Raw genomic sequence first — 13,868 nt, 5'->3', positions numbered from 1 at the left:
GTGAATTCGTCGTTTGTAAACCGATTAGTAGGGACGAGTATTGTTGTAGTAGCAGCAATCGTTTTTATTCCAAATATTTTGGATGGCGAGAAAGTTCATCACAAAGAGTCGTTTCCTACTATCCCAGAGCGTCCTGAATTCACCACGATTGATTTACAAGCCGAAGTTAATGCCAAAGTTGATGTTGCTGAGCGTCCATCTGAAGATGTCATTGAAAATGAGCAGGCATTGGACGAAGATAATGCCTCTTATCAAGCTGCATTGGCTGAGGAAGCAAGTGCAATTGAAACGAATAGTCCGTCTTCAACTGAACCTAAGCACGACAATGTAGAAATGGCAGAACAGCCTATTGTTAAAACGGAAGCAGCAAAAATTGAAAAGCCGGTTGTAGAAGTAACGGCTGTGGCGAAAAAACGTAATCCAAATCTAGATAAAACGGCGTACGTCATTCAACTTGGTAGTTTCTCGCACAAAGCAAACGTAGACGCGCTAGTTGAGAAGTTAAAAAAAGCAGGTTTTGATACATTTACCCGTCCGGTTAAAACGCCTAATGGAACATTAACAAAAGTGTTTGTAGGCCCGACAACAAATAAAGCAGCATTAGAAGGTAAGTTGTTGGAACTTAAAAAGTTGACTAAGTTAAACGGTCGCTTGACTGAGTTTGAACCAACAAAATGATCTGGCATTTATCGTGTCGGTCTTATAGAATGCGCCCCAAATTTACGACTTATTGGTAATTATGCTCTGGGTTGATTACGCCATACTCGGTTTAATAGGATTGTCCACTTTCTTTGGATTAATCCGCGGTTTCGTAAAAGAAGCCATGTCGTTGACCGTTTGGGTCGGCGCCTTTTTCATCTCCAGCATGTTCTATCAATATCTTTCTACCTTCCTAACATTCATTTCAGAACCCCTTTTAAGAAATGCTGCCGCAATTGCCATACTATTTATTGCGACTATCCTGTTAGGTGGGTTTATCAATTTTGTTCTTGGCGAACTTGTTCAACGAACAGGATTGTCCGGTACAGACCGAGTTTTCGGTTTAGTATTCGGTGCACTCAGAGGTGTGTTGGTCGTTAGCGCCTTACTATTCTTCCTTGATGCGTTTACCAATGCCCCATCTACAACTTGGTGGACGTCATCTAAGTTAATCCCTGAATTTGGATTTGTTGTTGAGTGGTTCTTCTCCTATCTGGAAGGCAATTCAAGCTTTTTAAATTCAGTAAACCGTTAATCGGCGAGGAAATATTTAATGTGTGGTATCGTTGGGATAGTCGGAAAGACGCCAGTTAATCAGGCGATTTATGACGGCTTAACTGTTTTGCAACATCGCGGCCAAGATGCAGCTGGCATCATTACCATTAACAACAATACATTTAGTTTGCGCAAAGACAACGGCTTGGTAAAAGACGTTTTCCATACGCGTCATATGAAGCGCTTAGAAGGTAATATTGGTATTGGCCATGTCCGTTACCCAACCGCTGGTTCATCAAGCTCTGCAGAAGCACAGCCTTTCTACGTTAACTCGCCTTTTGGTATTGCACTTGCGCACAATGGTAACTTAACCAATGCAGAGCAGCTCAAAGAGCTTCTGTTTACCCAAGCGCGTCGCCATGTAAACACGACTTCAGATTCTGAAATCCTACTAAATATTTTGGCTCATGAACTGAGTAAAATTGACAAGCTACGTTATGAAGCTGAAGATATTTTTAAAGCTATCTCAGCGGTTAATGGCCTAGTGTCGGGTGGCTATGCAAGCATTGCAATGATCATTGGTCACGGTATGCTTGCGTTTCGTGATCCACATGGTATTCGTCCACTGGTGTTTGGTAAGCGTGAAACTGAACGCGGTGTCGAGTACATGTTTGCGTCAGAAAGTGTTGCACTGCAAACCGATGGTTTCGAGTTCATTCGTGATGTTGCGCCAGGTGAAGCAATTTACGTAACGGAAGATGGCGAATTGTTTACTCAAATGTGTGCTGAAAAAACAAAATTGGCGCCATGTATTTTTGAATTCGTTTACTTTGCACGTCCAGATTCTGTTATCGACAAGATGTCGGTCTACGCAACACGCGTAAACATGGGGACCAAGCTTGGTGAAAAAATTGCACGTGAATGGGGCGATAAAGACATCGATGTGGTTATTCCAATCCCTGAGACGTCATGTGATATCGCACTTGAAATAGCGTCTGTGCTACAGCTTCCGTATCGTCAAGGTTTCGTAAAAAACCGTTACATCGGCCGTACGTTTATCATGCCAGGTCAAGAACTACGTAAAAAGTCAGTACGTCGTAAATTGAACGCAATTGACCGTGAGTTTAAAGGTAAAAATGTACTCCTAGTCGATGATTCAATTGTACGTGGTACAACGTCTGCTCAAATCGTTGAAATGGCGCGTGAAGCAGGTGCTAAGAAAGTGTATTTTGCATCAGCTGCACCAGAAGTACGTTTCCCTAACGTATACGGTATTGATATGCCTTCGGCCACTGAGTTAATTGCTCATGGGCGTGAAGTAGAAGACATCAATGCATACATTGGTGCAGATGGTCTTATTTACCAGTCACTTAACGATTTAATCGCCGCAGTAGGTCAAGAAAACCCTGAAGTTACGGCGTTTGAAACGGCGGTTTTCGACGGTAAGTACATCACGGGCGACATAGATCAAACCTATCTTAACCGTATAGATGCACAGCGAAATGATAAAGCAAAGTCATCTCGTGATATGGCCATGTCAGCGGGACTTGAACTCCATAATCAAGAAACGGGTTCAAATGACTAATCGCGCAAGCGGATTTGTGAATAGAAAAAAGGAGCGCTAGCGCTCCTTTTTGTTTGCTAAGGACTTCATGCTCAAATCATGTAAACGTTGGAGAAATGATGCCGTTGGTCCACAAAATTGCTGTGGCAGCGAGGATAATGACAAGAAGGATAAGACCACACGTTACTACCGAGCTCGCGTAAATAAAGCCTCGTTCTTCTGGAATATGCATTAAAATTGGGACTCCGGTGTACAGTAAATAAACAGAGTAGGCGAGTGCAACCATGCCGACACACGCCACAAACCACAATTCAGGATAGAAAGACGCAAACGCAGACATAAACATTGGCGTTGCGGTGTAGGCCGCCAATTCAAGCGTTTGAGTAAAGGTAGGTTTCGCACCGAACGTTACTGCCATCCAATGGGCAAGATAAGCGAGTGCAAACACCCCTAGGATTAAAGCGCAGTACATGGCGACGCCGATGAGCACAGCGCTTTCATGCGTCAGGTAGACATTGTCACCAGTACCGATGCTCCAGCCCAAATAAACAGAGGAATAATAGCCCATAAGGCTTGGAATTAGCGCGATTAAAGCAATGTGCGACAAACTATATTTTACGTTCTCATGACGGTTATCGATAGTTTGCCATTCTTCTAATGGATGAGCGTATAAGCCCCACAGATGGTTTAATATCATAGTTAGCCCCTTAAATGGTTCGCTGCCTTTTTTTGTACAGCTTAAATTAGGTATGAGCTACCGTTCATTTTTTGTCAAGAAATGGTAAAAGAAGGTTGTAAAGTAGACTTTTATCTAATCTTATTTTGTCGTATCAATGAGAATATGTAACAAAACGAAAGCCATTGATTTCGAGAATGCAAATCAGCCTGTGTGCTGTGCACAGGGATGCCTTGTGGTAAAATGGCGTCAGTTTTGAATGAAAGTGTAAAGCCATGCTAGAGAAATACAGCGAATTACTCGCCCCAATTAACGCGTTTTTACAGTGTTCTACGCCGGATGAGTGGGTTGAAGAAGCCAAAAAGCCTGAGAATTTGGCTGTTATTCTTACCGATCACTTAGTCTGCGAGTTGAAAGCAGCTCAATCGGCTATGTATTTAATCCGAAAATACGCAGTAGACGGCGCGAGCGCCGATGCACTGTTGACTTGGTTAAAGCCATTTGAAGATTACACTTACCGTAAAGAAGGTGAATGGCGCGAATTAAGTAAGTTCAATAACTTAACGAAGGCGATGCTGCCAAAATCAGGGTCACCATACGGACAAGATCTCATCGATAAAATGGTATTGCTCATTAAAGAGGAATTGCATCATTTTTATCAAGTGCTTGAAATTATGTCTGATAATAACATTCCCTATGAAAACATTACATCAAGCCGTTATGCCAAAGGCATGTTACGTCATGTGACGACACACGAACCCAACACTCTGATTGATAAACTCATTGTTGGGGCGTACATCGAAGCTCGGTCGTGTGAACGTTTCGCTAAACTCGCGCCGCATGTAGATAAAGCGCTGGGTGAGTTCTATGTATCATTACTTCGCTCTGAAGCGCGTCACTATCAGGATTATTTGACGCTTGCGGAAGAAATTGCTGGTTGTGATATTTCTGAACGAGTTGCGTTTTTTGGGCAGGTCGAAGCGGAATTAATCGCTGCGTTTGATGAGGATTTTAAGTTTCACAGTGGTAATCCTCGAAAAGCTGGGTGATGTTTGCACGTATTAGCCTTGTTGATCAATACGTGCAACTAACTTCATTTAGCAAATGGATCACAGTGCAAACTCAACCCATTTTCATTGGCGACAATGTAGCTTGATTGTGTATACCAATCACCTAATACAGTGCGCGTTGAACCAAATACTTCGTTTTTATGTATATTGGGTCGGTGTGTATGGCCGTGTATCATGTCTTTGACTGCGAATCTTTCAAACATCTTGGTGACGGCATCTTGCGTCACATCCAAAACCTCTGGGGGTTTGTCCATTTGACTTAGTTTGCTCTTTTCTCGTGCCTGTCGAGCAACGCGTTTTCGATACCAAAGCGGCATGGCTAACATTAAACGAGGCCACCACCAACCGCGACTTTTGCGTCGGAATGCTTGGTATGCTTCGTCCTGAGTGCACATTTCATCGCCGTGCAATATCACCGTGGGAGTACCGTACAAATCAATTACAGATTGTTCTGGTAATAGGGCAATGCTGGCACTAGCGGCGAAGCGTTTGCCAACAAGGAAATCACGATTACCATGTACGAAATACACGTTAATGTTTTTTTCCGCGAGTTGATTCAGCTTTTCCGCAATCTCTATAGTAAATGGTGTTTCATAGTCATCACCAACCCACACTTCAAAAAAGTCGCCAAGGATGTACAAAGCATCGACATTGGATGTCATATGACTATCGAGAAATTGGTAGAAGGCATGAAGAATATCAGGGCGATTTTCAGACAGATGTAAATCGGAGATGAAATAAGTTTGACGCATAAAGTCCCAAAACAAAAACATGGGCAGGTAACCCTGCCCGTGGCGATAGATTATTCTACCGTTACTTTTTCAATGATTACGTCTTCTAACGGAACGTCTTGGTGGAAACCGTGAGAACCAGTCGCAACTGCTTTGATTTTATTTACAATTTCCATGCCGTCAGCTACTTCACCGAATACGCAGTAACCCCAACCTTGTGATGTTTCGCTTGAGAAGTTCAAAAACGTATTGTTGTTCACGTTGATAAAGAATTGTGCTGTCGCTGAATGTGGATCTGGCGTACGCGCCATTGCAATCGTGCCAACCGAATTGCTAACGCCGTTATTCGCTTCGTTTTTGATAGGTGCTTGTACTGACTTTTGAGTCATACCAGGCTCAAAACCACCGCCTTGTACCATGAAGCCGTCAATTACACGGTGGAAGATAGTACCGTCGTAAAAACCTGATTTTGCGTAATTAAGGAAGTTTTCAACAGTTTCAGGTGCTTTGTCAGCAAAAAGGTTTAGGCGGATTTCGCCGTAATTGGTGTGTAGAACAACCATGATATTCCTACTCAATATGAATGTGTTTAAAAGGTCTATAGTTTACAGCACATTAAGGGATTGTACAAAACACCCAATCGCGCCATATACCTCATTTTGGTATAGAGTGTGTCACAGCATGATGTTATTATTATGTAAGACTAACTATGTTGAATTAGGAAAGAGACTCGATGTTACAAATTTACAACACATTAACACGTCAAAAAGAAGACTTTAAGCCATTAAAACCGGGCAAAGTAGACATGTATGTGTGTGGTATAACCATTTACGATTATTGCCACGTTGGCCATGCTCGTACGTATGTCTCTTTCGATGTAATGAATCGCTATTTGCGCCACCTTGGTTACGACGTCACTTATGTACGTAATATTACAGACGTTGACGATAAAATCATCAAGCGCGCGAATGAAAACAATGAAGCGATTAATGATTTAACAGTTAGAATGACAAAAGCAATGCACGATGATTTTGATGCGTTGAATATGCTAAGAGCGGACATTGAGCCGACGGTAACGGGTCACATGGATGAAATTATTGCCATGGTCGAACGCCTAATTACCAAAGGCCATGCGTATGTTGCAACAAATGGTGATGTGCTTTTTGATGTATCGACCTTTGAACATTATGGCAAGCTTTCACAGCAAGATTTGGACATGCTGCAAGCTGGTGCGCGTGTTGAAGTGGCTGAAGGTAAAGACGACCCGTTAGATTTTGTGCTGTGGAAAAAAGCGAAAGCAGGAGAGCCTTCATGGCAATCACCATGGGGTGAGGGCCGCCCGGGTTGGCACATTGAATGTAGTGCGATGAGTTCAAAACATTTAGGTGAACATTTTGATATTCACGGTGGCGGCTCGGATCTTCAATTCCCTCACCATGAAAATGAAATTGCACAATCTTGCTGCGCGAATAACGGGCAATATGTCAACACTTGGATCCATACTGGAATGGTGCAGGTAAACAAAGAGAAGATGTCAAAATCGCTTGGTAACTTCTTTACGCTTCGAGATGTCTTGAAAGAATTTGATGCTGAGACGGTTCGTTATTTCTTAATTAACGGCCATTACCGTAGTCAGTTGAACTATTCTCAAGAGAATTTAGAACAAGCGCGAGCAACGCTTGAACGAATTTATACAGCCCTTCGCGGTGTGGAATTGGTTGAAGTTGATTTATTGAGTAACGATTACGTTGCTCGATTTGAAGCCGCAATGAACGATGACTTCAATACGCCTGAAGCGCTCCCTATTATTTTTGAACTTGCAAAAGAATTGAATATTCTGAAAGACAGCGATAAAACAAAGGCAGGGGAATTAGCCTATGTACTTGTTAAGCTTGCGAGCGTACTAGGTATTGCTCAAAAAGACCCTGAAACGTTTTTACAGGGTGAGCAAGATGCTGACGAAGTGGCAAAAATCGAAGGACTAATCGAAGCACGTAAAACAGCGAGAGAAAATAAAGATTGGGCTGCGGCTGACGCAGCGAGGGATGCATTAACGGCAATGGGCGTGGTACTCGAGGATAGTGCGGGTAAAACAACCTGGCGTAAAGCATAACGATACTTTTCGAACTAAGCCGCGTAGGAAACTAACGCGGCTTTTTTGTGAAATGAATTAAATATAAGAAATGACTATGCACGATATCAATCTCGTTTTAGACACACCCATATTTAAGTTTGGAAGCTATTCGCTACTGGTTGGTGAGTTGATTTCTTTCCTTGCGGCACTTTTGATCACCTTTTTGATTGCGAATCTGACGCAGCGAGCTTTCAAACGATTGGCTAATCGAAAAGGAATGATGACGGTCACGTCTATTTACGTGATTGGGCGAATTATTCATTACATCATTTTGTTTGTGGGCTTTCTTATTTCCTTGCTTGCGCTTGGAATTAAGCTCACCGAACTTGCGTTAGTCGCAAGTGCCTTAGGTGTTGGTATTGGGCTTGGTTTACAGGGATTAGTGAATAATTTTGTTTCCGGCATTATGATTTTGCTCGAAAAAAGTTTAAAAGTAGGGGACTTTATCGAATTGGCAGATGGTATGGTGGGCGAAGTAAAAGAAATTCAAATGCGCGCTACCCTAATCCGCACGAACGATAATATCGATGTACTGATCCCGAATGCAACACTGACCTCAGGTATGGTGACGAACTGGACATTGAGCGACAACTTACGTCGATTTCGTATTCCATTCAGTGTTGCCTATGGCAGTGATAAAGAGATTGTTCGGCAAGCCGTGCTCGAAGCGGCACGAGAAGTTAAATACACACTTGATATTGAAGGTAAAGAACCAAAGGTGTGGATGACGGGGTTTGGTGACAGTAGTTTGAATTTTACGTTGGGTGTCTGGGTTGAGCCTGATTTTGTTAAGCATCCTACAAGTCTAATGTCCGATTACCTTTGGGCAATAGACGATAGTTTCAGAAAATATGAAATCGAAATACCATTCCCGCAGCGTGATTTACACATTCGGAGTGATTGCAGACAAGACGCTAATTAAAATGACCAACTCAAGCATATTTGCAAGAGTATAAAAAAGGCACCTAACGTGCCTTTTTTATTGGAATGTATCCCAGTGACTAACTGTGATACTTCTCACACGCTTCTAAGGTGTTTTCAATTAGACTTGCTACAGTCATTGGACCAACGCCACCAGGCACAGGTGTAATGAAGCTTGCACGATTCTGAGCAATACGATATTCCACATCACCGACAAGTTGACCAGACTCAAGACGGTTAATACCAACATCAATCACTATCGCACCTTCTTTAACCCAGTCGCCAGGAATAAATTCAGGTTTCCCAACGGCGACAACAAGAAGATCGGCACGACGTACGTGAGATTCTAAATCTTGAGTGAATTTATGGCATACCGTAGTTGTACATCCAGCAAGTAGTAATTCGAGCGACATTGGACGACCAACAATGTTTGATGCACCAACAACAACAGCATGCATGCCTTTATAACGTACGCCTGTTGAATCCAACAGTGTGATAATGCCCTTTGGTGTACAAGGTCTCAGTGACGGCATACGCTGCGCCAAACGGCCAATGTTGTATGGGTGGAAACCATCAACGTCTTTGTGTGGATGAATACGTTCAAGAATTTCTTCAGCATCTAATCCTTGAGGAAGAGGAAGCTGTACCAAAATTCCATCGACGCTAGGATCATTATTGAGGTTATCAATGAGAGTCAACAATTCAGTTTGGTTAGTATCACCAGGTAAATCATACGATTTAGAAATGAACCCGACTTCTTCACAGGCTTTGCGTTTTGAACCGACATAAACTTGGCTTGCAGGATCTTGTCCCACTAAAACCACAGCTAGACCTGGTGCGCGCAAACCTTGTGCAACACGCTCAGCAACGCGTTTAGCAACATTGTTTCTTACTTGTTTAGCGATAGCTTTTCCATCAATGATGTTTGCTGTCATGTTTGACCTTTATTTAGGAATTGAATAACTTGAACGATATGGCGTTTTAAGGGGTTACGCCAGCGCTATTTTGTATAGCAGCATAATCAGGCGTATTTTCGCAGAAAACCGCATCAGCGCCAAGCAACGAAATCAAAATATCTAGGATAAATGTCCGCAATGGGTGTGTTAGGTAAAACAATTGCTTGTTTTTCAGCAGGATTACTCATAAATTCAACATTGTGCGGTAAATTTGAGCGGTTGAACGTTTTTCTAAAAAAATGTTTGACCTCAATGGGGCAAATCACTATTATGCACCCCGTTGCCAGCGAGGAGACTCGCAAACAACAAATGTCGGCGATTAGCGCAGCTTGGTAGCGCACTAGTTTTGGGTACTAGGGGTCGCAGGTTCAAATCCTGCATCGCCGACCACTTTTTTAAAATAGGAAAGTAGCATTTTGCTGTTTACTTCGAGTTTGCGCCCTTAGCTCAGCTGGATAGAGCAACGCCCTTCTAAGGCGTCGGTCGAAGGTTCGAATCCTTCAGGGTGCGCCATTCTTATTTTAATCTTTATGTAGCGGCGGCTGTAGCTCAGTTGGTAGAGCCCCGGATTGTGATTCCGGTTGTCGTGGGTTCAATCCCCATCAGTCGCCCCACCTACATAACTTTATTGTTCGGCGATTAGCGCAGCTTGGTAGCGCACTAGTTTTGGGTACTAGGGGTCGCAGGTTCAAATCCTGCATCGCCGACCATCTTCTCAAAAAACACATCTTATCGGCGATTAGCGCAGCTTGGTAGCGCACTAGTTTTGGGTACTAGGGGTCGCAGGTTCAAATCCTGCATCGCCGACCACTTTCTTCTCTTAAATATCTCAATCTTGTCTCTTTTTTACGCGAACAGCATGCGAATCGCAATTATTTCCCTGTATTACTCGACTCTCGCATTTTATCGGTTATAATGCCGCGTCAAGTTAACTAACATTGAGCCCTGTTGGGGCAGGCAACAAGAGGTAACATCCGTTCTTGCTTAAAACTGCTTACACGTTTTGGTAAGAAAATGCCGTGATGAGCAACTTGTTTGTAAGGAAGGCGGAGTGCCGCCAAAATTGAAGATTGAGGTAAATCATGCAAGTTTCTGTTGAGACGACTCAAGGCCTTGAGCGCCGTCTGACCATCACCGTTCCTGCAGAGAACGTTGAGACTGAAGTTAAAAAACGCTTACAACAACTGTCAAAAACACAGCGTATTGATGGTTTCCGTCCTGGTAAAGTTCCAGTAGCTGTTATTACTAAGCGTTACGGCCTAGCTGTACGTCAAGAAGTTGCTGGCGATTTAATGCAACGCAACTACATCGAGGCAATCATTGCTGAGAAGATCAACCCAGCAGGTGCGCCTACTTTTGCACCTAAAGCACTAGAAGCTGGTAAAGATCTAGAATTCGTTGCGACTTTTGAAGTTTACCCAGAAGTTGAACTTAAAGATTTAGAGAAAATCGCGGTTGAAAAGCCAGTTGTTAACGTGTCTGACGAAGACTTAGCAAACATGCTTGATACGCTTCGTAAGCAACACGCAACGTGGGAAGTAGCAGAAGCTGCAGCTGGCGAGAACGATCGTGTAACAATCGATTTCGTTGGTTCTATCGACGGTGAAGAATTTGAAGGTGGTAAAGCAGAAGAGTTCCCACTTCAACTAGGTCAAAACCGTATGATCCCTGGTTTCGAAGATGGAATCGTGGGCAAGAAAGCAGGTGAAGAGTTCGTTGCTGACGTAACTTTCCCAGAAGAGTACCACGCTGAGAACCTAAAAGGTAAAGCGGCTCAATTCAAGATCACGGTTAAGAAAGTTGAAGTTCAACAACTTCCTGAACTTAACGACGAATTCGCAACTAAATTTGGTGTTGCTGAAGGCGGCGTAGACGCACTTAAAGAAGAAGTTAAGAAAAACATGTCTCGTGAACTTGGCCAAGCGGTTAAAGCGCAGGTTAAAGAGCAAGCAATCAACGGTCTTCTAGAAACAAACGACGTTGACGTTCCTAAAGCGCTAATTGAGCAAGAAGTTGACGCATTACGTCAACAAGCAGCTCAACGTTTTGGTGGCAACGCAAAGAACATGCCTGAGCTTCCAGCTGAGCTGTTCCAAGACCAAGCGGTTAAACGCGTTAAGACAGGTTTACTTCTAAGTGAAGTGATCAAGTCAAACGAAATCAAAATTGACGACGCAAAAGTAGTTGAGCTAATTGAAACGGTTGCTTCTGCTTATGAAGATCCAACAGAAGTTGTTGAATACTACAAGTCAAATGATCAGTTAATGCAGCAAATGCGTAATGTAGCGATGGAAGAGCAAGCAATTGATGCTATCCTAGCTAAAGCAACGGTTACAGAAGTAGCTAAGTCATTCGATGAAATCATGAACCCACAAACGGGTGCATAATAAGTCGTTGACTTAAGTCTTCGCTGACGTTTTAATGGCTCGAGATACGTTGCAAATGCAAAGTGTCCGGGCCATTTTAGTTTCTGGCTTAGACACTTAAACACGCTCAGAGCGTGAATAAGGAATTTACAAAAATGAGAAATGGTATGATTGATCCTCTTAATGCGCTAGTGCCTATGGTTGTTGAGCAAACGGCAAAAGGTGAGCGCTCTTACGATATTTATTCTCGTCTATTAAAAGAACGTGTGATTTTCATGACAGGCCAAGTGGAAGACCACATGGCAAATCTGATCGTTGCGCAGTTACTGTTTCTAGAATCAGAAAGTCCAGAAAAAGACATTTTCTTGTACATTAACTCTCCTGGTGGGTCTGTAACAGCAGGTATGTCTATCTATGATACGATGAACTTCATCAAGCCTGATGTCAGTACAGTGTGTATTGGCCAAGCTGCATCAATGGGAGCATTCTTGCTTTCAGGTGGCGCGAAAGGAAAACGTTTTTGCTTGCCAAACTCTCGAGTGATGATCCATCAGCCACTTGGCGGTTTCCAAGGTCAAGCATCTGATTTTGAAATTCATGCAAAGGAAATTTTGTCAATTAAAGATAAATTGAACCGCCTTCTTGCAGAGCATTCAGGTCAGCCACTAGAAGTGATTGAACGTGACACAGATCGCGATAATTTCATGAACGCTCAACAAGCGGTAGATTACGGTATCGTTGATTCCGTGCTAACACATCGTGGTGACAAATAGCGCAAACACGCTACCAAACTATGCTAAATGTGAATTTATTTGGTATAGTTTGGTCATGTATCAAGTTATCCTAGCTGATAACGTCTTTATGTAAGAGGTAGTTGAATGTCCGACACTCCAACAGGTGGCGACAAAAGCACAAAGCTCTTGTACTGTTCATTTTGCGGTAAAAGTCAGCATGAAGTGCGCAAGCTTATCGCAGGTCCATCAGTATACATTTGTGATGAATGTGTTGAGCTTTGCAATGACATTATCAGGGAAGAGATTAAAGACATCGCTCCCAAACAGGCATCCGCTGATAAATTGCCTGTGCCAAAAGAAATTCGCAATCATTTAGATGATTACGTAATCGGACAAGACCATGCAAAAAAGGTCTTAGCTGTTGCGGTCTATAACCACTACAAACGTCTAAGAAATCAAGAATCAAAAGCAGACGTTGAGTTAGGTAAGAGTAATATCCTATTAATTGGACCAACAGGTAGTGGTAAAACATTGCTTGCTGAGACATTAGCTCGACTTCTCGATGTGCCATTTACTATGGCCGACGCCACAACGTTAACCGAAGCAGGTTACGTGGGTGAGGACGTAGAAAACATCATTCAAAAATTGCTGCAGAAGTGTGATTACGACGTTGAAAAAGCACAACGTGGTATTGTTTACATCGACGAGATTGACAAAATATCACGCAAGTCCGACAACCCTTCAATTACGAGGGATGTGTCAGGTGAAGGTGTGCAACAAGCCCTGTTAAAGCTCATTGAAGGTACTGTGGCTTCCGTACCGCCTCAAGGTGGACGTAAACACCCTCAACAAGAGTTCTTGCAAGTAGACACGTCTAAGATCTTGTTTATCTGTGGTGGTGCATTTGCTGGTTTGGATAAAGTAATTGAGCAGCGCAGTCACAAGAACACGGGTATTGGTTTTGGTGCTCAGGTGAAAGGCGCAGACAGCAAGCAAACGTTAACGGAAGCGTTCCAACAAGTTGAACCAGAAGACTTGGTTAAGTATGGTTTGATCCCTGAGTTTATTGGCCGTCTTCCGGTTGTTGCAACACTTGCTGAGCTTGATGAAGCTGCACTTATCCAGATTTTGAGTGAGCCTAAAAACGCACTTACGAAACAGTTTGCTGCGTTATTCAAGATGGAAGGTGTGGATTTAGAATTCCGAGAAGATGCACTGAAAGCAATTGCACATAAAGCGATGGTGAGAAAAACTGGCGCGCGTGGATTACGTTCAATCGTCGAAGGGATTTTACTGGACACTATGTACGAACTGCCTTCGATGGAAGACGTATCTAAAGTGGTTATCGATGAAACCGTAATCAAAGGTGAGTCGGATCCAATCTTAATTTACGAAAATACCAGTCAAGACAAAGCTGTTTCTGAATAATCAGAGGGCTTGTAAAAAAAGGAGCTTTCGGCTCCTTTTTTTATCTATGTATTGAACTTTACTTGGCCTATCCCCATATAGCTGAGTAATCCTT

13 protein-coding genes and 5 tRNA genes are annotated in these 13,868 nt (G+C 42.9%); 14 read left to right on the top strand and 4 right to left on the bottom strand.

What is annotated here, in order from left to right:
* The 3 genes from NI389_RS03345 (at position 1) to purF (ending at position 2,779) form a co-directional block, all read left to right on the top strand.
* Positions 1-678 carry an SPOR domain-containing protein gene (locus tag NI389_RS03345; protein WP_308361556.1) on the top strand — a complete coding sequence of 226 codons (678 nt, stop codon included), beginning with the start codon at positions 1-3 and terminating at the stop codon, positions 676-678.
* A 61-nt stretch (positions 679-739) separates the two neighbouring features.
* Positions 740-1,234 (top strand): CvpA family protein, encoded by a 495-nt coding sequence (locus tag NI389_RS03340; protein WP_308361555.1) that lies wholly within the window; start codon positions 740-742, stop codon positions 1,232-1,234.
* Between the two features lie 18 nt (positions 1,235-1,252).
* Positions 1,253-2,779, top strand: a complete 1,527-nt coding sequence (gene purF / locus NI389_RS03335) for an amidophosphoribosyltransferase (RefSeq protein WP_308361554.1) — start codon at positions 1,253-1,255, stop codon at positions 2,777-2,779.
* A gap of 76 nt (positions 2,780-2,855) precedes the next feature.
* Here the strand turns inward: purF and NI389_RS03330 are convergent, their stop codons facing one another.
* Positions 2,856-3,455, bottom strand: a complete 600-nt coding sequence (locus NI389_RS03330) for a Yip1 family protein (RefSeq protein WP_308361553.1) — start codon at positions 3,453-3,455, stop codon at positions 2,856-2,858.
* A 254-nt stretch (positions 3,456-3,709) separates the two neighbouring features.
* On the opposite strand from NI389_RS03330, the gene miaE reads away from it, so the two are divergent.
* On the top strand, positions 3,710-4,483 hold the full coding sequence (gene miaE / locus NI389_RS03325; protein WP_308361552.1) for a tRNA isopentenyl-2-thiomethyl-A-37 hydroxylase MiaE: 774 nt from the start codon (positions 3,710-3,712) through the stop codon (positions 4,481-4,483).
* 44 nt (positions 4,484-4,527) lie between these two features.
* On the opposite strand, the gene NI389_RS03320 is transcribed toward miaE, so the two are convergent.
* Together NI389_RS03320 and NI389_RS03315 are read right to left on the bottom strand one after the other, a co-directional pair.
* Entirely contained in the window at positions 4,528-5,256 is a 729-nt protein-coding gene (locus NI389_RS03320) for a UDP-2,3-diacylglucosamine diphosphatase (protein ID WP_308362484.1), read from the bottom strand.
* A 50-nt stretch (positions 5,257-5,306) separates the two neighbouring features.
* The gene (locus tag NI389_RS03315) at positions 5,307-5,798 is read right to left on the bottom strand and encodes a peptidylprolyl isomerase (protein WP_208843631.1); all 492 of its coding nucleotides are present in this window, start codon (positions 5,796-5,798) and stop codon (positions 5,307-5,309) included.
* A gap of 170 nt (positions 5,799-5,968) precedes the next feature.
* Between NI389_RS03315 and cysS the strand changes: the two genes are divergently transcribed.
* Both cysS and NI389_RS03305 read left to right on the top strand, forming a co-directional pair.
* The gene (gene cysS, locus NI389_RS03310) at positions 5,969-7,348 is read left to right on the top strand and encodes a cysteine--tRNA ligase (RefSeq protein ID WP_308361551.1); all 1,380 of its coding nucleotides are present in this window, start codon (positions 5,969-5,971) and stop codon (positions 7,346-7,348) included.
* A gap of 76 nt (positions 7,349-7,424) precedes the next feature.
* Positions 7,425-8,291 (top strand): mechanosensitive ion channel family protein, encoded by an 867-nt coding sequence (locus tag NI389_RS03305; protein ID WP_308361550.1) that lies wholly within the window; start codon positions 7,425-7,427, stop codon positions 8,289-8,291.
* Between the two features lie 79 nt (positions 8,292-8,370).
* Here NI389_RS03305 and folD read toward each other — a convergent pair whose 3' ends face one another.
* Entirely contained in the window at positions 8,371-9,225 is an 855-nt protein-coding gene (gene folD, locus NI389_RS03300; RefSeq protein WP_308361549.1) for a bifunctional methylenetetrahydrofolate dehydrogenase/methenyltetrahydrofolate cyclohydrolase FolD, read from the bottom strand.
* A 334-nt stretch (positions 9,226-9,559) separates the two neighbouring features.
* Between folD and NI389_RS03295 the strand changes: the two genes are divergently transcribed.
* The 8 genes from NI389_RS03295 to clpX all read left to right on the top strand — a co-directional run bounded on the left by NI389_RS03295 (position 9,560) and on the right by clpX (position 13,774).
* Positions 9,560-9,636: transfer RNA gene (locus tag NI389_RS03295), tRNA-Pro, on the top strand.
* 46 nt (positions 9,637-9,682) lie between these two features.
* Positions 9,683-9,759, top strand: a tRNA-Arg gene (locus NI389_RS03290).
* Positions 9,760-9,784: 25 nt separating this feature from the next.
* Positions 9,785-9,860 (top strand) — tRNA-His (locus NI389_RS03285).
* A 19-nt stretch (positions 9,861-9,879) separates the two neighbouring features.
* Positions 9,880-9,956 (top strand) — tRNA-Pro (locus NI389_RS03280).
* A 23-nt stretch (positions 9,957-9,979) separates the two neighbouring features.
* Positions 9,980-10,056, top strand: a tRNA-Pro gene (locus NI389_RS03275).
* A 272-nt stretch (positions 10,057-10,328) separates the two neighbouring features.
* Complete coding sequence (tig, locus tag NI389_RS03270; protein ID WP_308361548.1) at positions 10,329-11,633, top strand: trigger factor; 1,305 nt, start codon at positions 10,329-10,331, stop codon at positions 11,631-11,633.
* Positions 11,634-11,767: 134 nt separating this feature from the next.
* Entirely contained in the window at positions 11,768-12,385 is a 618-nt protein-coding gene (gene clpP / locus NI389_RS03265) for an ATP-dependent Clp endopeptidase proteolytic subunit ClpP (protein ID WP_208843628.1), read from the top strand.
* Positions 12,386-12,490: 105 nt separating this feature from the next.
* Complete coding sequence (gene clpX, locus NI389_RS03260; protein WP_208843627.1) at positions 12,491-13,774, top strand: ATP-dependent protease ATP-binding subunit ClpX; 1,284 nt, start codon at positions 12,491-12,493, stop codon at positions 13,772-13,774.
* Positions 13,775-13,868: the final 94 nt, after the last annotated feature.

Source organism: Pseudoalteromonas xiamenensis (assembly GCF_030994125.1).
GTDB lineage: Bacteria > Pseudomonadota > Gammaproteobacteria > Enterobacterales > Alteromonadaceae > Pseudoalteromonas > Pseudoalteromonas xiamenensis_B.
This window is presented reverse-complemented; position numbering and strand designations above follow the sequence as displayed.